General features: G+C 75.5%; 1 protein-coding gene and 1 pseudogene. Both read left to right on the top strand.

Annotation, left to right across the window (positions count from 1 at the left end):
* Window positions 1–11,833, top strand: an 11,833-nt coding sequence (locus HYE82_RS00590) for a type I polyketide synthase (RefSeq protein WP_179171880.1), incomplete at its 5' end; no start/stop codon positions are given.
* 118 nt (window positions 11,834–11,951) lie between these two features.
* Window positions 11,952–22,349: pseudogene (locus HYE82_RS00585) on the top strand (type I polyketide synthase); the annotation flags it as partial.
* Between the last annotated feature and the right edge of the window lie 21 nt (window positions 22,350–22,370).

The raw sequence follows: 22,370 nt of genomic DNA, 5'->3' as shown, positions 1-22,370 counted from the left end.
GGTCTACTCGCGGCGCCAGGACGCGGTCGCCGAGGAGCCGTGGACCCGCCACGGGTCCGGTGTCCTCGCGGCCGGTGCCCGACCCGAGGCCGAGCAGGGCTTCGGCGAGCTGGCCGCCTGGCCGCCGACCGGCGCCCTGCCCGTCGACATCGACGGGCTGTACGAGGAGCTCGCCGACGATGGCATGGCCTACGGGCCGCTGTTCCAAGGCCTGAAGGCAGCCTGGCGCCGCGGCGGCGAACTCTTCACGGAGGTCGTGCTGCCGGAGGACGGTCACGGTGACGCAGCCCGGTTCGGGCTCCACCCGGCACTCCTCGACGCCGGCCTGCACGCCATCGGACACGGCGAGCACACGGACCAGGACGGTCCGGGCGCCATGCTGCCCTTCTCCTGGGCGGGCGTCTCCCTGTACGCGGTGGGTGCCTCCGCTCTCCGGATGCGCCTGACCCCGGCCTCCGCAGATGATCCCCACACCCTCGCCCTGCTGGTCGCGGACGAGACCGGACGCCCGGTCGCGGCCGTGGAGTCGCTGACGCTCCGCCCGGCCTCCGCCGACCAGGTTCAGGGGGCCGGCACCGGCCACCTGGAGTCGCTGTTCCGCTCGGAGTGGGCGGACGTGCCCGCGGCAGCCGCCCCGGCCGTTGACCTCCGATGGGCCGTGCTCGGCCGCGACGAGATCGGCCTGGCCGGTACGGGCGCTCAGGTCACCGAGTACGCCGACCTGGCCGAGCTCGGTGCAGCCCTTGCGGCCGGCGAGCCGGCTCCGGACGCGGTGTTCGTCCTCCCGGCCGCCGGCGACGCCCCGACGGGCGACATGGTGGACGCCGTCCACACGGCGGTGAACGCGGCACTGGCGTCGGTCCAGGAGTGGCTGGCCGACGAGCGGTTCGCGGCCACGCGTCTGGTGTGGCTGACGTCCGGTGCGGTGGCCGTCGAGACCGGCGCGGGCGTGCGGGATCTGGCGGGCAGTGCGGTGCGCGGCCTGCTGCGTTCGGCGCAGTCGGAGAACCCCGGCCAACTCGTCATGATCGACCTGGATCAGGATCAGGCCTCCCCGGCGGTCCTTCCCGCCGCCCTGGCGGCCGGGGAGCCGGAACTGGCGATCCGCTGTGGCGCGCTGAGCGCCGCGCGCCTGGTGCGCGTCCCGTCCTCGGACAGCGCGGCCGAGGTGTCGGCCCCGGTGCTGGGCAACGGCGACCCGTCCGGGACGGTGCTGGTCACCGGTGCGACCGGTGGTCTGGGTCGGCTGTTCGCGCGGCACTTGGTGACGGCGTACGGGGTGCGGCGGCTGCTGCTCACCAGCCGTCGCGGGACGGCTGCCGCGGGTGCTGCCGAACTGGTCGCGGAGTTGGAGCAGTCGGGCGCCCGGGTGGATCTGGTTGCCTGTGACGTCGCGGACCGGGAGGCGCTGGCCGGCCTGCTGGCGTCCGTGCCGGCGGAGCACCCGCTGACGGCCGTGGTGCACACGGCGGGTGTGCTGGACGACGGCGTTCTGGCCTCGCTGACCCCGGAGCGGGTGGCGACCGTACTGCGTCCGAAGGTGGACGCGGCGTGGAACCTGCACGAGCTCACCCGCGATCTCGACCTCTCCGCGTTCGTCCTCTTCTCCGGCGCCGCCGCCGCGTTCGGCGCTGCCGGGCAGGCGAACTACGCCGCCGCGAACGCCTTCCTTGAGGGCCTGGCCGAGCTGCGCCGCGCCGAGGGGCTGGCCGCGACCTCGCTCGCCTGGGGCCTGTGGGCCCCGCAGGAGGGCGCCGGCGCCGAGGGCGTCGGCATGGCCGCGACCCTCGACGACGCCAACCTGCGTCGCCTCGCCCGGGAGGGCGTGGCCGCTCTCGCTGCCGATGAGGGTCTGGCCCTTTTCGACACGGCGATGACGGTGGACGCGGCGGTGCTCCTGCCGATGCACCTCGACGTGGCGGTGCTGCGTGCCCAGGCGGTGTCGGCGGGTTCGACGCCGGCCCTGCTGCGGGCCCTGGTACGGGTCCCCGCGCGCCGGACGGTCGAACGGCGCGGCGGTGGTACGGAGGCCGGTTCGCCGCTCGTGGCCCGGCTGGCGGGTCTGCCGGTGGCGGAGCACGAGGGTGTGCTGCTGGACCTGGTGTGCGGCCGGGTCGCGGCCGTGCTCGGGCACTCCGGTGCCGACGCGGTCGATGCCGAACGGGCCTTCCGGGACCTCGGCTTCGACTCCCTCACCGCCGTCGAACTGCGGAACGTGCTGAAGGCCGAGACGGGGCTGCGGCTGCCCCCGACCCTGATCTTCGACTACCCGACCCCGACCGCGCTGGCCCGGCACCTGCTGGCCGAGCTCGCGGTGACCGCCGGCCTCGACGGCCGGGACGGCGTACGCGGGCAGCTGATGGCGCCCGTACGGGCGACCGCCTCCCTCACAGACGATCCGATCGTGATCGTCGGTATGGGCTGCCGCTTCCCCGGCGGGGTGCGTACGCCCGAGGACCTGTGGCAGCTCGTCGCCACGGGCGGGGACGGCATCACCGTCTTCCCGGCCGACCGCGGCTGGGACACGGAAGCCCTCTACCACCCGGACCCGGACCACGTGGGCACCTCGTACACGCGTGAGGGCGGGTTCCTGCTCGACGCGGCGGAGTTCGACGCCGGCTTCTTCGGGATCTCGCCGCGCGAGGCCCTGGCCATGGACCCGCAGCAGCGGCTGCTGCTGGAGACCTCGTGGGAGGCGTTCGAGCGGGCCGGCATCGACCCGACGTCGATGCGCGGCAGCCGTACCGGCGTCTTCGCCGGCGTCATGTACCACGACTACGCGACCGGCTACGGCAACGGCGAGCAGCTGCCCGAGGGCGTCGAGGGCTACCTCGGCACGGGCAACTCCGGCAGCATCGCCTCCGGCCGCGTCTCGTACGCCTTCGGCCTGGAGGGACCGGCGGTCACGGTCGACACGGCGTGCTCGTCGTCGCTGGTCGCGCTGCACTGGGCGATCCAGGCGCTGCGCAACGGCGAGTGCGACATGGCCCTGGCGGGCGGCGTGGCGATCATGGCGACGCCGGAGACGTTCGTCGACTTCAGCCGTCAGCGCGGGCTCTCGGCCGACGGCCGCTGCAAGTCCTTCGCCGAGGGCGCGGACGGCACTGGCTGGGCCGAGGGTGCGGGCATGCTGCTCGTCGAGCGGCAGTCGGACGCCGAACGCAACGGCCACCCGATCCTCGCCGTGGTACGCGGCTCGGCGATCAACCAGGACGGTGCGAGCAACGGCCTGACGGCCCCCAACGGCCCGTCGCAGCAGCGCGTCATCCGCGAGGCCCTGGCCGCGGCCGGCCTGTCGACGGCGGACGTGGACGCGGTGGAGGCGCACGGCACGGGTACGCGGCTCGGTGACCCGATCGAGGCGCAGGCGCTGCTGGCCACGTACGGTCAGGACCGGCCCGAGGGCCGCCCGCTGCTGCTCGGCTCGATCAAGTCGAACATCGGGCACACTCAGGCGGCTGCCGGTGTTGCCGGTCTGATCAAGATGATCATGGCGATGCGGCACGGGGTGCTTCCGCAGACCCTGCACGTCGACGCCCCGTCGAGCCACATCGACTGGGAGGCCGGCGACGTCGAGCTGCTGACCGAGGCCGTGGACTGGCCGGAGACCGGCCGTCCCCGCCGGGCCGGTGTCTCGTCCTTCGGCATCAGCGGCACCAACGCCCACACGATCATCGAGCAGCCGCCGGTCCCCGTACCGGCGACGACACCCGAGACGGACTCGGCCCTGCCGGTCCTCCCCTGGGTGCTCACGGCCAAGGGCGAGCAGGCGCTCCAGGCGCAGGCACGTCGACTCCAGGACTTCGTCCTGTCCTCGCCGGACGCCGTGCGTCCGGTCGACATCGCGTGGTCGCTGGCGGCGGGCCGGGCCCGGTTCGAGGACCGCGCGGCGGTCGTGGCCGCGGACCGCGAGGGCCTGCTGGCCGGTCTGGCCGCGCTGGCGGAGGGCGGCTCGGCGGCGGGCGTGATCACGGGCTCGCCGGTCGGTGGGAAGGTCGCCTTCCTGTTCACGGGCCAGGGCAGCCAGCGCCTCGGCATGGGCCGTGAGCTCTACGACTTCTTCCCGGTGTTCGCGGAGGCGCTGGACGCGGTGTGCGAGCGGCTGGAACTCCCGCTGAAGGAAGCCCTGTTCGGGTCGGACACGGAGCTCCTGGATCGGACCGAGTTCACCCAGCCGGCCCTGTTCGCGATCGAGGTCGCGCTGTTCCGCCTCGTCGAGTCGTGGGGCCTGAAGCCGGACTTCGTGTCCGGTCACTCCATCGGTGAGATCGCCGCCGCGCATGTGGCGGGCGTGCTGTCGCTGGACGACGCCTGTGCCCTGGTGGCGGCGCGTGGCCGGCTGATGCAGGCGCTTCCGGTCGGTGGCGTGATGATGGCCGTCCAGGCGTCGGAGGACGAGGTCCTGCCGCTGCTGACCGACGGTGTCGGCATCGCTGCGGTCAACGGCCCGCAGTCGGTCGTGGTCGCGGGTGACGAGGACGCGGCGGTCGCCGTCGCGGAGGCCTTCCAGGTCCAGGGCCGCAAGACCAGGCGGCTGACGGTGAGCCATGCGTTCCACTCGCCGCACATGGACGGCATGCTGGACGACTTCCGTGAGGTGGTGGCGGGGCTGTCCTTGGCCGCGCCGCGGATCCCGGTCGTGTCGAACCTGACCGGTGCCGTGGTCACCGACGAGATGGGCTCGGCCGAGTTCTGGGTGCGGCACGTCCGCGAGGCCGTGCGCTTCCTCGACGGGATGCGGGCGCTGGAGGACGCGGGCGTCACGACGTACCTCGAACTCGGCCCGGGCGGTGTGCTCTCGGCCATGGGCCAGGAGTGCGTGACGGGCGAGGGCGCCGCCTTCATCCCCCTCCTGCGCAACGGCCGTCCCGAAGCCGACACCGTCGTGGCCTCGCTGGCGCAGGCCCACGCACGCGGCGTCGAGGTGAACTGGGTTGCGTTCTACGCCGGTTCCGGCGCGCGGCAGGTGGAGCTGCCGACGTACGCCTTCCAGCGGCAGCGCTACTGGCTGCCGATGGCGAGCGGCAGCACGCGGATCGGCACCGCCGACGAGCTGGACTCCCGGTTCTGGGACGCCGTCGAGCGCGAGGACCTGGAGTCACTCGCCGCCGCGCTGGACGTGGCCGACGAGAACGCCTGGAACACCGTCCTGCCGGCGCTGCCGACCCTGTCGGCCTGGCGTCGCGGCCTGCGGACCCAGTCCGAGGCGGACCGCTGGCGCTACCGGGTGTCGTGGAAGCCGCTGGCCGACAGCACGTCCGGTGCGCGGCTGTCGGGTTCCTGGCTGGTCGTGGTTCCGGCCGACGGCGTGGACGACACCGGAGTGGTGGGCGCCCTGGCCGGGCGTGGTGCCGAGGTCCGCCGGATTGTCGTCGAGGCCGGGACGGGCCGTGCCGCGCTGGCCGGTCTGCTGGCCGACGCCGAGGGTGTCGCCGGTGTGGTGTCCCTCCTCGCCCTGGACGAGGCGTCGGGCGTCCTCCCGACCGCCGGTCTGGTGCAGGCACTGGGTGATGCGGGGGTCGAGGCGCCGCTGTGGTGCCTGACGCGCGGTGCGGTCAGCGTGGGCCGTTCGGACCGCCTCGTATCGGCGGTTCAGGCGCAGACGTGGGGTCTGGGCCGGGTGGCGGCCCTGGAGCTGCCCGGACGCTGGGGTGGTCTGGTCGATCTGCCCGAGATCTGGGACGAGCGGGCCATGGCTCGCCTGGCGGGCGTACTGGGCGGCGGCAGCAGCGGCGAGGACCAGGTCGCCGTACGTTCCTCCGGGGTCTTCGGACGCCGACTGGTCCGTGCCTCCGGCGGACAGGCCGACCGGGCCTGGACGCCGTCCGGGACGGTCCTGGTGACCGGCGGGACGGGTGCCCTCGGCGGGCGCGCGGCCCGCTGGCTGGCCGGTGCGGGTGCCGAGCGGCTGGTGCTGACCAGCCGCCGGGGTGCCGACGCTCCGGGTGCCGCCGAGTTGGTGGCCGAGCTGTCGGAGCTGGGTGTCGAGGTGTCGGTCGTGGCGTGCGACGCTGCCGACCGCGAGGCCCTCCGCAGCCTCCTGGCCGCCGAGGCCGAGATGCTCACCGCTGTCGTCCACACCGCCGGTGTGCTCGACGACGGCGTCCTGGACGCCCTGACGGCCGAGCGGTTCGAGACCGTGCTGCGGGCCAAGGCCGACTCGGCCCGCAACCTGCACGAGTTGACCGTCGAGCTCGGCATCGAGCTCTCCGCCTTCGTGTTGTTCTCGTCCATGAGCGGCGTGACCGGCTCGGCCGGCCAGGCCAACTACGCCGCCGCCAACGCCTACCTGGACGCCCTGGCCGAGCAGAGGCGGGCCGCCGGCCTGGCGGCGACCTCCCTGGCGTGGGGTCCGTGGGCCGAAGGCGGTATGGCCGCTGACGATGCGATGGACGCGCGGATGCGGCGTGAGGGTCTGCCGCCGATGGCGCCGGAGACGGCGATGGCCGTGCTGCGGCAGAGCGCCGCGTCGCCTGCGGATGCTGCACTGCTGGTCGCCGATGTGGACTGGGAGCGGTTCGGCCCCGCGTTCACCGTCGTCCGTCCCAGTGCCCTTTTCGCCGAGCTGGTGGAGACCCGGCCCGCCGGGCCTGCCGCCGCTGCCGAGGCCGGGACCGGTTCGCCGGTCGAGCGGTTCGCCGGACTCGGTGTGGCCGAACTGGAGCGGGAGCTGCTCGGCCTCGTCCGCGCCCAGGTCGCCGCGGTCCTCGGACACGACGGTATCGACGCCGTCGGCGCCGACCGCGCCTTCAAGGAGCTCGGGTTCGACTCGCTGACCGCCGTCGAGCTCCGCAACCGGCTCGGTGCGGCGACCGGCGTGACGCTGCCCGCCACGCTCATCTTCGACTACCCGTCCGCGGCCGCCCTGACCGCGTTCCTCCGGGACGAACTGCAGGGCACGCAGGCGGAGATCGCCGGCCCGGTGACCGTGGCCGTCGATGACGACCCGATCGCGATCGTGGCGATGAGCTGCCGCTTCCCGGGCGGTGTCCGTACTCCGGAGGACCTGTGGCAGCTGCTGGCCAGTGGCGGTGACGCCATCGGTGAGTTCCCGGCCGACCGTGGCTGGGACCTGGAGCGGCTGTACAGCCCGGACCCGGACCGGCAGGGCACGTTCTATGCCCGTGAGGGCGGCTTCCTCTACGACGTCGCGGACTTCGACGCGGACTTCTTCGGGATTTCGCCGCGCGAGGCCCTGGCGATGGACCCGCAGCAGCGTCTGCTGCTGGAGACCACCTGGGAGGCGTTCGAGCGGGCCGGGATCGACCCGGCGAGCGTCCGCGGCAGCCAGGCCGGCGTGTTCGTCGGCACCAACGGCCAGGACTACGGGACCATGCTCGACTCCGTTCCGGACGGCATCGAGGGCTTCCTCGGCACCGGCAACGCGGCGAGCGTCGTCTCCGGCCGGCTCTCGTACGCGTTCGGGCTGGAAGGCCCGGCCGTGACCGTCGACACTGCGTGCTCGGCTTCACTGGTGGCGCTGCACTGGGCGATCCAGGCGCTGCGCAACGGCGAGTGCTCGCTCGCCCTGGCCGGTGGTGTGACGGTCATGTCGTCGCCGGGTGCGTACATCGACTTCAGCCGCCAGCGCGGGCTGGCCGCGGACGGCCGCATCAAGGCCTTCGCGGCCGACGCCGACGGCACCGGCTGGGGCGAGGGCGTCGGCATGCTCCTCGTCGAGCGCCTGTCGGACGCCCGGCGCAACGGCCACCCGGTCCTCGCGCTCGTCCGCGGCTCGGCCATCAACCAGGACGGTGCCAGCAACGGCCTGACGGCACCCAACGGGCCGTCCCAGCAGCGCGTCATCCGCGCCGCCCTCGCGAACGCCGGGCTGTCGCCTGCCGAGGTCGACGCCGTCGAGGCGCACGGCACCGGCACCCGCCTCGGCGACCCCATCGAGGCGCAGGCCCTGCTCGCCACCTACGGGCAGGCCCGTCCGGCCGACCAGCCGCTCCACCTGGGGTCGATCAAGTCCAACATCGGTCACACGCAGGCTGCCGCCGGTGTCGCCGGCGTGATGAAGATGGTCCTCGCCATGGAACACGGGGTGCTGCCGCAGACCCTGCACGTGGACGAGCCCACCCCGCACGTCGACTGGCAGGCGGGGGAGATCGCGCTGCTGACCGAGCAGCGGGCGTGGCCGGAGACCGGCCGTCCGCGGCGGGCCGGTATCTCCTCGTTCGGCTTCAGCGGCACCAACGCCCACACGATCATCGAGCAGGCACCGGAAGCCGACGCGGCCGAGGCGGCCGAGGTTCCGCAGCAGCGGCCCGGCGCCCTGCCGTGGGTGCTGTCCGCCAAGACGGACTCCGCCTTGCGGGTCCAGGCCGAGCGGCTGGCGGCGCGGATCGCCGCGGACGAGACGCTCGAACCTGCGGACGTGGCCTACTCCCTGGCCACCTCCCGGTCGGCGCTCGAACGCCGGACGGTCGTCGTCGCCGAGGACCGCGAGGAGTTCCTGGCCGCTCTGAGGGCCCTGGCAGCCGGTGAGCAGCCGGCAGGCCTCGTACACGGCAAGGTGTCCGGAGGCGCCACTGCCTTCCTGTTCACCGGGCAGGGCAGCCAGCGCGCCGGCATGGGGAGCGAGCTGTACGAAACCCACCCGGTGTTTGCCGATGCCCTCGATGCCATCTGCGCCCGGATGGACACCCACCTCGAACTTCCCCTGAGGGAAGTGCTGTTCGGGGCGGACGCCGACCTGCTGGACCGGACCGAGTACACCCAGCCGACGCTGTTCGCGATCGAGGTGGCGCTGTTCCGGCTCGTGGAGAGCTGGGGTGTGCGGCCGGACTTCGTGGCCGGTCACTCCATCGGTGAGATCGCGGCCGCGCACGTCGCCGGGGTGCTGTCCCTCGACGACGCGTGCGCCCTGGTCGCGGCCCGCGGTCGCTTGATGCAGGCCCTCCCGGCCGGCGGTGTGATGATCGCCGTCCAGGCGTCGGAGGACGAGGTCCTGCCGCTGCTCGCCGGGACCGACCGGGTGAGCATCGCCGCGATCAACGGCCCGCAGGCCGTCGTCATCGCCGGAGACGAGGACGCCGCGGTCGCCATCGCCGAGGCCTTCGAGGCCCAGGGGCGCAAGACCAAGCGGCTCACCGTCAGCCACGCGTTCCACTCGCCGCACATGGACGGCATGCTGGACGACTTCCGCAAGGTCGTCGAGGCGCTGGCCTTCGAGACGCCCCGCATCCCGATCGTGTCGAACCTGACCGGTGCCCCCGTCACCGACGAGATGGGCTCCGCCGACTTCTGGGTCCGGCACGTCCGGGACGCCGTCCGCTTCCTCGACGGCGTACGCGCCCTGGAGGCGGCGGGCGTGACCACGTACGTCGAGCTCGGCCCCGACGGGACCCTGTCCGCGCTCGCCCAGGACTGCGTGACGGAGCAGGCCGTCTTCGTGCCCGTGCTCCGCAAGGGCCGCGACGAGACCGGGACCCTGGTCACCGCGCTCGCCCGGACGCACGTCCAGGGCGTGGCCGTCGACTGGACGGCGTACTTCGCCGGCACCGGCGCCCGGCGCGTCGACCTGCCCACCTACGCCTTCCAGCGCAAGCGGTACTGGCTGGAGGAGGCCACCCGCCCCTCGGCGGCGGCCGAATCCGGTGCCGCGGCCGGCGGTGCGGTCGACGCGGCCTTCTGGGAGGCCGTCGACAACGCCGACCTCGCCGCCCTCACCGCCACCCTCGACATCGACGCCGAGCAGCCGCTGAGCGCGCTGCTGCCGGCCCTGTCCGCCTGGCGGCGGCAGCGCACGGAGCGGTCGGTCGTCGACGGCTGGCGGTACGGGGTGACCTGGAAGCCGCTGGGCGACCCGGACGGGGCCGCCCGCCCCGCCGGCACCTGGCTGCTCGTCACCGCCGCCGGTTCCGACAGCGCGGCCGCTGACCTCCCCGGGATCGGGGACGCGCTGCGGGCGCGGGGCGTGGACGTACGGGAGGTGTCCCTCGACGTCGCCGCGACCGACCGGGCCGGCGTCGCCGACCGGCTGCGTACGGCGCTCGCCGGGAACCGGGCCGACGGCGTGGTGTCCCTGCTGGCGCTCGCCGAGGCCCCGCACCCGGCCCACCCCGCGGCGCCGGCCGGACTGCTGCTGACCGGGGCGCTGGTCCAGGGCCTCGGAGACGCCGAAGTCGACGCGCCCCTGTGGTGCGTGACCTCCGGCGCCGTGGCGACCGGTCCCGCCGACCGGGTGCGCAGTGCCGTGCAGGCGGAGCTCTGGGGCTTCGGCCGCGTGGTCGCCCTGGAGCACCCCGAACGCTGGGGCGGCCTGGTGGACCTGCCCGCCCGGGTGGACGGACGCGCACTCGACCGGCTGCTCGCCGTACTCGGTGGCGCCGCCGGGCACGGGCACGGGTACGAGGATCAGGTCGCCGTTCGCTCCGCCGGGCTGCTCGCCCGCCGGATCGGGCGCGCCCCCGCCCCGGCGGCCACCGGCAGCGGCGCCGCCGGGACGGACCGCGGACCGTGGCAGCCTCGCGGTACCGTCCTCATCACCGGCGGCACGGGCGCGCTCGGCGCGCACGTCGCCCGCTGGCTCGCCGCGCACGGCGCCGAGCACGTGGTGCTCGCCGGCCGGCGCGGGCCGCAGGCGCCGGGGGCCGGGGCCCTGGTCGCGGAACTGGCGCAGCTCGGCGCCCGTGCCACGGCCGTCGCCTGCGACGTGACCGACCGGCAGGCCGTCCGCGACCTGCTCGCCGCCCTCCGCGAGGACACTGACACGCCCGCCCTCACCGCGGTCTTCCACACGGCGGGAGTCGGCCAGCTCACGCCGCTCGCCGAGACCGGACCGCAGGACATCGCCGCCGTACTCGCCGCCAAGGTCGCCGGCGCCGAGCTCCTCGACGAGCTGCTCGGCGACACGGAGCTGGACGCCTTCGTCCTGTTCTCCTCCATCGCCGGCATCTGGGGCAGCGGCGGACAGGCCGCCTACGCGGCCGCCAACGCCCACCTCGACGCCCTCGCGCAGCAGCGCCGCGACCGCGGGCTGGCGGCCACCGCCGTGGCCTGGGGGCCGTGGGGCGAGGGCGGGCTCGTCGGCGACGAGGAGGCGGCCGGACAGCTGCGCCGCCGCGGCCTGCCGGTGATGGCCCCCGAACTGGCCGTCGCCGCCCTCCAGCAGGCGCTCGACGCGGGCGACACGACGGTGACCGTCGCCGACGTCGACTGGGACCTGTTCGTCCCCGCGTTCACCGCGTCCCGGCCGCGCCCGCTGATCGCCGACCTCCCCGAGGTGCGCCGCGTCCTCGACGCAGAGCAGCACGCCGGCACCGCCGCCACCGGTGGCGACGGCACTGCGGGGGACGCCGACCGGCTGGCGGCCGAGCTGCGCGGCATGAGCGCCGACGAGGCCGAACGGACCCTGCTCGGCCTGGTCCGTACGCACGTCGCCGCGGTCCTCGGGCACGACGGGGCCGCCGCGGTCGAGGCGGGCCGCGCCTTCAAGGACCTCGGCTTCGACTCCCTCACCGCGGTCGAACTGCGCACCCGCCTCGGCGCGGCCACCGGGCTGCGGCTGCCCGCCAGCCTCGTCTTCGACCACCCCACCCCCGCCGCCCTGGCCGCGCACATCCGCGGCGAACTCCTCGGCGAGGACACGGCTCCCGTCCTGCCGGCCCTCGCGGAGATCGACAAGCTGGAGTTCGCCCTCGCCTCGGTCCCCGAGGACGACGCCGCCGAACGCGCCCGCGTCACGGCCCGGCTCGAAACGCTCCTCGCGAACTGGCACAGGACCGAACGCGCCGCCCAGGACCGGGAGGACGAGGAAACAGCCATCGAATCGGCGTCCGCCGAGGACCTCTTCGACATCATCAACAACGAATTCGGAAAATCCTGACCTCTGATGCCCGATCCGATGCCCCAGCCGAATCCCGCATGCATTCCGCATTTCTCCAGGAGGTGACGTTCCAGTGGCCGGCACGAACGAAGAAAAGCTTCTCGAAAACCTGAAGTGGATGACCACGGAGCTCCGGCGGGCCCGCCGCCGCCTCCAGGAGGTCGAGCAGGACGCCCACGAGCCCATCGCCATCGTCGCGATGAGCTGCCGCTTCCCCGGGGGCGTACGGTCCCCCGAGGACCTGTGGCGACTGGTGTCCGAGGGCGGTGACGCCATCACCGGATTCCCCGACGACCGCGGCTGGGACCTCGCATCCCTCGCCGACCCCGACCCCGACCGCAAGGGCACCTTCTACAACACCGGCGGCGGATTCCTCGACGACGCCACCGTCTTCGACCCCGGATTCTTCGGCATATCGCCGCGCGAAGCCCTCGCCATGGACCCGCAGCAGCGCCAGATCCTCGAAACCTCCTGGGAGGTGTTCGAGCGCGCCGGAATCGACCCGGCGTCCGTGCGCGGCAGCCGCACCGGCGTCTACATCGGCGCCGGCGCCATGGGCTACGGGGCAGACCTGAAGGAGGTCCCGGAAGGCCTCGAAGGGCTGCTCCTGACCGGCGGCGCCACGAGTGTGCTGTCCGGCCGGGTCAGCTACGTCCTCGGCCTGGAAGGCCCCGCCGCCACCATCGACACGGCCTGCTCGTCGTCGCTGGTCGCCCTGCACCTGGCCACCCAGGCCCTGCGCGGCCGCGACTGCTCGCTCGCCCTGGTCGGCGGCGTGTGCGTGATGCCCAGCCCCGACGTGTTCGTCGAGTTCAGCCGCCAGCGCGGCCTCGCCGCCGACGGCCGCTGCAAGTCCTTCGCCGCCGCCGCCGACGGCACCGGCTGGTCCGAGGGCGTCGGCGTCCTGCTGGTGGAGCGGCTGTCGGACGCCCGCCGCAACGGGCACCCCGTGCTGGCCGTCGTCCGCGGCTCCGCCGTCAACCAGGACGGCGCCAGCAACGGACTCACCGCCCCCAACGGCCCGTCCCAGCAGCGGGTCATCCGCCAGGCCCTCGAGAACGCCCGCCTCTCGGCCGCCGAGGTCGACGCGGTGGAGGCCCACGGCACCGGCACCCGCCTCGGCGACCCCATCGAGGCGCAGGCGCTGCTCGCCACGTACGGCCAGGACCGCCCCGACGGCCGGCCGCTCCGCCTCGGCTCCCTCAAGTCGAACCTCGGGCACACCCAGGCCGCGGCCGGTGTCGCCGGCATCATCAAGATGGTCATGGCGATGCGCCACGGCGTCCTCCCGCAGACCCTCCACGTCGACGAGCCGACCCCTGACGTCGACTGGTCGGCCGGCGCGGTGTCCCTGCTCACCGAGCCCATGGCCTGGCCCGAGACCGGGGCCCCGCGCCGCGCGGCCGTGTCCGCCTTCGGCGTCAGCGGTACCAACGCCCACACCGTCATCGAGCAGGCCCCCGAGGAGGAGCCGCAGGGGGAGGGACAGGAACCGGCCCCGGCCCAGGCTGCGGCTCCGGTTGCGCCGGCCGTGCTGCCCTGGACCCTCTCGGGCCGGAGCGCCGCCGCGCTGCGCGCCCAGGCCGCCCGGCTGGTCGCCGCCCGGGCGCAGGGCGACGCCGGCACCGCCTCCGCCCTCGACCTCGGTCATGCGCTCGCCACCACCCGGGCCGCCCTGGAACACCGCGCGGTGCTCCTCGGCCGCACGGCCGACGACCTCGACAGCGCCCTCGCCGCCCTCGCCGCCGGCGAGGAGGCCCCAGGCCTGGTCACGGACACCACGGTCGAGGGCAAGACCGCCTTCCTGTTCACCGGGCAGGGCAGCCAGCGCCTCGGCATGGGCCGCGAACTGTACGACACCCAGCCGGTGTTCGCCGACGCGCTCGACGCGGTGTGCGGCCGCCTCGACCCCGTCCTCGAACTGCCCCTGAAGGAAGTCCTGTTCGGAACGGAGGCGGATCTCCTCGACCGGACGGCGTACACCCAGCCGGTCCTCTTCGCCGTCGAGGTCGCCCTGTTCCGCCTCGTCGAGAGCTGGGGCCTGCGGCCGGACGCGGTCGCGGGGCACTCCATCGGCGAGATCACCGCCGCCCACGTGGCGGGCGTACTCTCCCTCGACGACGCCTGCACCCTGGTCGCCGCCCGCGCCCGGCTGATGCAGGAGCTCCCCGCCGGCGGCGCCATGATCGCCGTCCAGGCGTCGGAGGACGAGGTCCTGCCGCTGCTCACCGACCGGGCGGGCATCGCCGCGGTCAACGGCCCGCAGTCGGTCGTGGTCGCCGGTGACGAGGACGTGGCGGCCGCGGTCGCCGCGCACTTCGAGGCTCAGGGCCGCAAGACCAAGCGGCTCACCGTCAGCCACGCCTTCCACTCGCCCCGCATGGACGGCATGCTCGACGCCTTCCGCCGGGTGGCGCAGGGGCTGGCGTACCGGGCCCCGCAGATCCCGGTCGTGTCCTGCCTGACCGGCGCTTTCGTCTCCGACGAGATGGGCTCGGCGGCCTTCTGGGTGCGGCACGTCCGCGAGGCCGTCCGCTTCCTCGACGGAGTCCGCGCCCTGGAGGCGGCCGGAGTGGCGACGTACGTCGAACTCGGCCCCGAAGGGGTGCTGTCCGCGCTCGCCCAGGAGTGCGTCACCGGCGAGGGCGCCGTCTTCGTCCCCGCGCTGCGCGCCGGCCGGCCCGAGCCCGAGACGGCCCTCGAAGCCCTCGCCCGCGCCCACGCCCACGGCGCCGCCGTCGACTGGCAGGCCTTCTTCGCCGGCACCGGCGCACGCCGCGTCGACCTGCCCACCTACGCCTTCCGGCACGAGCGCTACTGGCTGGAGCCCGGCGCCGCCACGGCCGGCGACGTGGGCGCGGCCGGACTCGACCCCGCCGCGCACCCGCTGCTCGGCGCCGCCGTCACCCTCGCCGGCTCCGGCCGCGTGCTGTGCACCGGCCGGCTCTCCCTGCGCACCCAGCCCTGGCTCGCCGACCACACCCTCGCCGGTGCGGCGGTGCTGCCGGCCGCCGCCCTCGTCGAACTCGCCGTACGCGCCGGCGACCTGGCCGGCTGCGGACACCTCGCCGAGCTGCTGCTCGACACCCCGCTCGTCCTGCCCGCCGACGGCGCCGGCGTACGGATCCAGGTGCTCGTCGAGAACCCCGACGAGCAGGGCCGCCGCGCCGTCACCGTGTCCGCACGGCCGGAGGACGGCGCCGGCGACCCCGGCGACCCGGGCGAGGACGACGGCTGGACGTGCCACGCCCGGGGCGTCCTCGCCCCCGGTGCGCCGGACACGGCGTCCCCCGACTCGTCCGGGCTCGCCGTGTGGCCGCCCGCCGGGGCCGAAGCCCTCGACCTCGGCCACCTGTACGCCGACGCTGACGACGAGCTCCGGCGCGGCCCGCTGTTCCGGGCCGTGGAGGCGGCCTGGCACCGGGACGGCGCGTACTTCGCGCAGGTCCGCCTGCCCGAAGGCGGGCCACAGGAAGCCGCGTTCGGCCTCCACCCGGTGCTGCTGGACGCCGCCGCGCACGCCGCCGCCGCGCTGGTGGCCGCAGACGCGGATGCCGACGGCGGCCGCGGCGCGAGCGTCGGCCCCGGCAGCGTGTGGTCGGACGTGACCCTGCACGCGGTCGGCGCGGGCGCCTTGCGCATCCGCATCCGGCCGGCTGCCGGCGGCCCCGGCGGTCCGGTGTTCGCCCTGGACCTCGCCGACGACCACGGCGACCCGGTGGCCACCATCGGCCGGCTGGCCCCGCAGCCGTTCACGACCGCCTCGCCCGCCGGCGCCGCGCAGCCCGTACCGGCCGTCGTGCGCGAGGCACTGTTCCACCTCGACTGGACGGCGCTGCCGCTGCCGAGCGCCACCGGTGCAGCGGCCGAGCCTGCCGGCGGCTGGGCCGTCCTCGGCGCCGCCGGATCCGGCCCGGCCCCCCGCCACGCCGACCTCGCGGAGCTGGGCGCGGCAGTCGACGCCGGGGCTCCCGTACCGGCGTACGTCCTCGCCCCCTTCCCCCGGCAGGCGGCCGGCACCGGCCCGGACGCGCTGCGCCGGGCCACGCACCGGGCGCTCGCCCTGGTGCACGACTGGCTGGCCGACGACCGGTTCGCGGCCTCCCGCCTCGTGGTGCTGACCAGCGGCGCGGTCGCCGGACCCGGCGAAGGCGGCGAGGACCTGCCGAACGCCGCCGTACGCGGCCTGCTGCGCTCCGCGGAGACCGAGAACCCCGGCCGCTTCGTCCTCGCCGACCTCCCCGACCTCGCCGGCACCGCCGACCCGGCCGCCGTGGCCGGCCTCGCCGAAGCCCTCGCCTCCGGCGAGCCGGAGCTGCTGCTGCGCGACGGCACCGTCCACGTCCCGCGGCTGCGCCGCACCCGCGTGACCACCGGCCCGACCGGTGCTGCCGTCATCGACCCGGACGGCACGGCCCTGATCACCGGAGGCTCCGGCACCCTCGCCGGGATCGCCGCCCGCCACCTCGTCACCGCCCACGGCGTGCGCCGACTGCTGCTGATAGGACGCCGCGGCGCCGACGCGCCCGGCGCCGCCGAGCGCACCGCGGAACTCGCCGCGCTGGGGGCCGAGGTCACCTGGGCCGCCTGCGACGCCGCCGACCGCGACGCCCTGGCCGCCGTCCTGTCCGCGATCCCCGCCGCGCACCCCCTCACCACCGTGGTCCACACGGCGGGCGTCCTCGACGACGGCGTGATCGGCTCCCTCACCCCCGAACGCCTGGACACCGTCCTGCAGCCGAAGGCCGTCGCCGCCCTCCACCTGCACGAGCTGACCCGCGACCTGCCGGTCACCGCGTTCGTCCTCTACTCCGCCGCCGCCGGCACCCTCGGCAGCGCCGGCCAGGCCAACTACGCCTGCGCGAACGTCCTCCTGGACGCCCTCGCCGAACACCGCCACCACCAGGGCCTGCCCGCCACCGCGCTGGCCTGGGGCCTGTGGGCCGACGCCAGCGGCATGACCCGCGGACTCGGCGAGGCCCACCTGCGCCGCATGGAGCAGCAGGGCATGGGCGCCCTCACCGCCGCCGACGGCATGGCTCTGCTCGACGCCGCACTGGCCTCCGGCCGGCCCGCCCTCGTACCCGCCCGCCTGAACCCGGCCGCCCTCCGCGACGCCGCCGCACCCGGCCCGGTCGCCCCCGTGTTCCGGGAGCTGCTGGGCCCGGCGGGACGCCGTACCGCGCGCACCCGGACCGACGGCGGCACACCGCTCGCCGAACGGCTCGCCGGCCTCACCCGCCCCGAACAGGACCGCGCCCTGCTCGACGTCGTACGGGCGCAGGTCGCCGCCGTCCTCGGCCACGCCTCGGCAGAACACATCGAGCCCGCCAAGGCGTTCAAGGACCTCGGCTTCGACTCGCTGACCGCCGTCGAGTTCCGCAACCGGCTCGGTGCGGCCACCGGCCTGCGCCTGGCCAGCACCCTCGTCTTCGACTACCCGACGCCCACGGCGCTCGCCCACCGGGTGCGCGCCGAACTCCTCGGCGAGGACGACACGTTCGACCGGGACGCGGCACAGGGCGGGTCCGGTACGGCCGCCGCCGACGACCCCATCGCGATCGTCGCCATGAGCTGCCGCTACCCCGGAGGCGTCCGCACCCCCGAGGAGCTGTGGCGTCTCGTCGAGACCGGCGGCGACGCCATCGCCGGACTCCCCGGCAACCGCGGCTGGGACACCGCCGAGCTGCGCGCCGCCGAGGACGGCCACGGCCGGCCCTTCCAGGGCGGATTCCTCTACGACGCCGACTCCTTCGACGCCGACTTCTTCGGGATCTCGCCCCGCGAGGCCCTGGCCATGGACCCGCAGCAGCGCCTCCTGCTGGAGGCCTCCTGGGAGACCGTCGAACGGGCCGGCATCGACCCGTCGTCGCTGCGCGGCAGCCGCGCCGGCGTGTTCGTCGGCGCCGCCTACACCGGCTACGACGCCCAGCTGGAGCGGTCCGCCGACACGGACGGCGTCCTCGGCCACGTCATGACCGGCAACGCGGGCAGCGTCATGTCCGGCCGCGTCGCCTACGCCCTGGGCCTGGAAGGCCCGGCCGTCACCGTCGACACCGCCTGCTCGTCCTCGCTGGTCGCCCTGCACTGGGCGATCCAGGCCCTGCGGGCCGGCGAGTGCAGCCTGGCGCTCGCGGGCGGCGTGACGGTCATGTCGACGCCGGGCACCTTCAGCGAGTTCAGCCACCAGGGCGGGCTCGCCCCCGACGGCCGCTGCAAGGCGTTCGCGGCCGGAGCGGACGGTACGGGCTGGGGCGAGGGCGTCGGCATGCTGCTCGTGGAGCGGCTGTCGGACGCCCGCCGCAACGGCCACCCGGTGCTGGCCGTCGTCCGCGGCTCGGCCGTCAACCAGGACGGTGCGAGCAACGGGCTCACCGCCCCCAACGGACCTGCCCAGCAGCGCGTCATCCGTGCCGCCCTGGCGAGCGCGGGCCTGTCGGCCGCCGACGTGGACGCGGTCGAGGCGCACGGTACGGGTACCCGGCTGGGCGACCCGATCGAGGCGCAGGCCCTGCTGGCCACGTACGGGCAGGACCGGCCGGCCGGCCGGCCGCTGCTCCTCGGCTCGGTCAAGTCCAACATCGGCCACACGCAGGCCGCGGCCGGTGTGGCGGGTGTCATCAAGATGGTCATGGCCATGCGCCACGGCGTGCTCCCGCAGACCCTGCACGTGGACGAGCCCACCCCGCACGTCGACTGGACCGCCGGCGACATCGCCCTGCTGACCGAGGCCACGGCCTGGCCCGGGACCAGCCGGCCGCGGCGCGCCGCGGTGTCCTCCTTCGGCATCAGCGGCACCAACGCCCACACCATCATCGAGCAGGCCCCGGAGCCCGCGGACCGGCCCGCGCCGGCCCCGACGGCACCGGCCGCCGCGCCGTTCCCGTACGTCCTGTCGGCCAGGAACCCGCAGGCGCTCCGCGCCCAGGCCGCCCGGCTGCTGCCCGTGGCCGAAGCGACCACCGAAGCCCGGGGCGAGGACGGCTCCGGTCTCGTCGACCTGGCGTACTCGCTGGCCACCGGCCGTGCGGCCCTCGAACACCGGGCGGCGTTCGCCGCCGCCGACCGTGCGGGCCTGCTGGACGCGCTCACCGCGCTCGCGGCCGACGAGCCGACCCCCGGGCTGATCCGCGGGACGGTGTCCGGCGGCCGGCTGGCCTTCCTGTTCACCGGACAGGGCAGCCAGCGCCTCGGCGCGGGCCGGGAGCTGTACGCGAACCGGCCCGCGTTCGCCGCCGCGCTGGACGCGGTGTGCGAGCGGCTCGACGCCCACCTCGAACTGCCGCTGAAGGACGTGCTGTTCGGCTCCGACTCGGCACTGCTCGACCGGACGGAGTACACCCAGCCGGCCCTGTTCGCCGTCGAGGTGGCCCTGTTCCGACTCCTGGAGAGCCTGGGCCTGCAGCCGGACTTCCTGTCCGGCCACTCGATCGGCGAGATCGCCGCCGCGCACGTGGCCGGGGTGCTGTCCCTGGACGACGCGTGCGCCCTGGTGGCGGCCCGCGGCCGGCTGATGCAGGCGCTCCCGGCCGGTGGCGTGATGATCGCGGTGCAGGCGTCGGAGGACGAGGTCCTGCCGCTGCTCGGCGAGGGCGACCGGGTGGGCATCGCCGCGGTCAACGGCCCGCAGTCCGTCGTGATCGCCGGTGACGAGGACGCGGCGGTCGCCGTCACCGAGTCGTTCACCGACCGCAAGGCCAAGCGGCTCGCTGTCAGCCACGCCTTCCACTCGCCCCACATGGACGGCATGCTCGCCGACTTCCGCAAGGTCGCCGAGGGCCTGTCGTACGCCGCCCCGCGCATCCCGGTCGTGTCCTGCCTGACCGGCGCCCTCGTCACCGACGAGATGGCATCGGCGGACTTCTGGGTACGGCACGTCCGCGAGGCCGTCCGCTTCCTCGACGGCATCCGCGCCCTGGAAGCCGCCGGCGTCACCACGTACCTCGAACTCGGCCCCGACGGCGTGCTCTCCGCCCTCGCCCAGGACTGCGTGACCGGGGAAGCCGTGTTCGCGCCCGTCCTGCGCACGGGCCGGCCCGAGGCCGAGACCGTCCTCACCGCCCTCGGCCTGGCCCATGTCCGCGGCGCGGCCGTCGACTGGACGGCGTTCTACGCCGGCACCGGCGCCCGGCGCGTCGACCTGCCCACCTACCCCTTCCAGGCGCGGCGCCACTGGCCCGAGCCCGCCGTCGCGAACGCCGGCGGGCCGGAGCAGGGCGGCCCGGCCGGAAGCGAGGCCGACGCCCGGTTCTGGGACGTCGTCGAACGGGCCGACCTGGCCGCGCTCGCCGACGAGTTCGCCATCGACGGCGACCAGCCGATCGGCGCCGCCCTGCCCGCCCTGTCCGCCTGGCGGCGCGGCCGGCAGGCCCAGGCGCAGGCCGACTCCCTGCTCTACCGCGTCACCTGGCAGCCGTGGACCGGCGGGCAGGCCACCGGAGCAGCAGCCCCCGCCGGCACCTGGCTGGTCGCCGTACCGGCCCCGCAGGCCGAGGACCCGTGGGTGCGCGCCCTCACCGACCGCATCGGCGCCGGCGGAGCGCGGATCCTGCCGCTCCCGCTCGACACCGCCGACGGCGACCCGGCGGTTCTGCGGGCCCGCCTGGACGAGCGGCTGCGCGAGGCGTCGGCGACCGCCGACGGCCGGGAGCCGGTCACCGGCATCCTGTCGCTCCTCGCGCTCGACGAGCGGCCGCACCCCGAGCACCCCGGAGTGCCCGTCGGACTCGCCCTCGGCCACGCCCTCGCCTCCGTGCTCACCGACCCCGCTGCGGACCCCGGCTGCGGCGACGCACCGCTGTGGTGCATCACCCGCGGCGCCGTCGCCGCCACCCCCGGCGACCCCCTCGGCGGCGCCGCCCAGTCCCACGTCTGGGGCCTGGGCCGGGTCGTCGCCCTGGAGCACCCCGCCCGCTGGGGCGGACTCGTCGACCTGCCCGAGGTGTGCGACGACCGCAGCCTGTCCCGGCTGGCCGAGGTGCTCACCGGCGCCGGCGACGAGGACCAGCTCGCGATCCGCCCCGCCGGCACCCTCGTACGCCGCCTCGTCCGCGCCACCCCGGCCGCCACCGGCTCCACCGCCCGGTGGACCCCGCGCGGCACCGTGCTCGTCACCGGCGGCACCGGCGCCCTCGGCCGCCACGTGGCCCGGCGCCTCGCCGAACGCGGCGCGGAACGGGTCGTCCTCGTCAGCCGCAGCGGCGCCGACGCGCCCGGCGCCGACGGGATCCGTACGGAGCTCGAAGCGCTCGGCACGGCCGTGACCCTCGCCGCGTGCGACGTCACCGACCGGGACGCGCTCGCAGCGCTCGTCGCAGGCCTCGCGGCAGACGGCACCCCGGTCCGCGCCGTGGTCCACGCCGCCGGCGTCTCCCAGCCGCCCGGCACCGGCACCGACCTGCCCGGCTTCGCCCGGGTCGTCACCGCCAAGACCGCCGGCGCCGTCCACCTCGACGCCCTGTTCGACGCGCCGGACTCCCTCGACGCGTTCGTCCTCTTCTCGTCCATCGCCGGCACCTGGGGCAGCGGCGGCCAGGGAGCGTACGCCGCAGCGAACACCTTCCTCGACGCGCTCGCCGAACGCCGCGCCGCCCGCGGGCTCGCCGCCACGGCGATCGCCTGGGGGCCGTGGGCCGACGGCGGCATGGCCGCCGAGGGCGACGCGGAGGAGCAGCTCACCCGGCGCGGGCTGCCGCCCGTCGCCCCGGCGACGAACCTGCTGGCCCTGGAACGGGCCCTCGCGGGCCCGGACCCGGCGGTGACCGCCGCCGACGTCGACTGGGCGCGGTTCGCGCCCGTGTTCGCCGCGGCCCGGCCCCGCCCGCTCATCGGCGACCTGCCCGAGGTACGCGCCGCACTGGGCCGGGACACGGAGTCCGGCGGTGCGGCCACGGCCGGCGACCCGGCAGCGGAACTGCTCCGCCGGCTGGCCGACCTGTCCGGGGACGACCGGGAGACCGCCCTCCTCGACCTCGTGCGCGAGCACGCGGCCACGGCCCTCGGCCACCCGTCCGCGGACGCCGTCGCACCCGACCGGGCGTTCAAGGACCTCGGCTTCGACTCCCTGACCGCGGTCGACCTGCAGGGCCGCCTCGGCACGGCGTGCGGGCTGCGGCTGCCGTCCAGCCTCGTCTTCGACTACCCCAACCCGCAGGCCCTGACCCGCCACCTGCTCCGCACCCTCTTCACCGGGGAAACCGGCAGCGGCGCGGCGGCCGGCGCCATCGGCGGCGCTGCGGACCCGGACACCGACCCGCAGGACGCCGAACTGCGCCGGACCCTCGCCGGCATCCCCCTGGGCCGCATCCGCGCCGCAGGACTCCTCGACACCCTCCTCCGGCTCGCCGGACCCGACACCGCGGCCGACGCCGACACCACCGGCCCGGAGACCGCCGACCCCGTCGCCTCCATCGACGAGATGGACCTCCAGGACCTCCTCGACCTCGCCCTCGACGGCGGTGGCGGTCCCGAGGACGACGAAACCCCCGGCAACCCGACCAGCAACAGCAACTTCTGACGTGCCCGAAGTGCGGAGTAA

This window comes from Streptomyces sp. BR123 (assembly GCF_013401435.1).
GTDB lineage: Bacteria > Actinomycetota > Actinomycetes > Streptomycetales > Streptomycetaceae > Streptomyces.
Note: the sequence above shows the minus strand (reverse complement) of the source record. Positions and strands in the feature narration are given on the sequence as shown.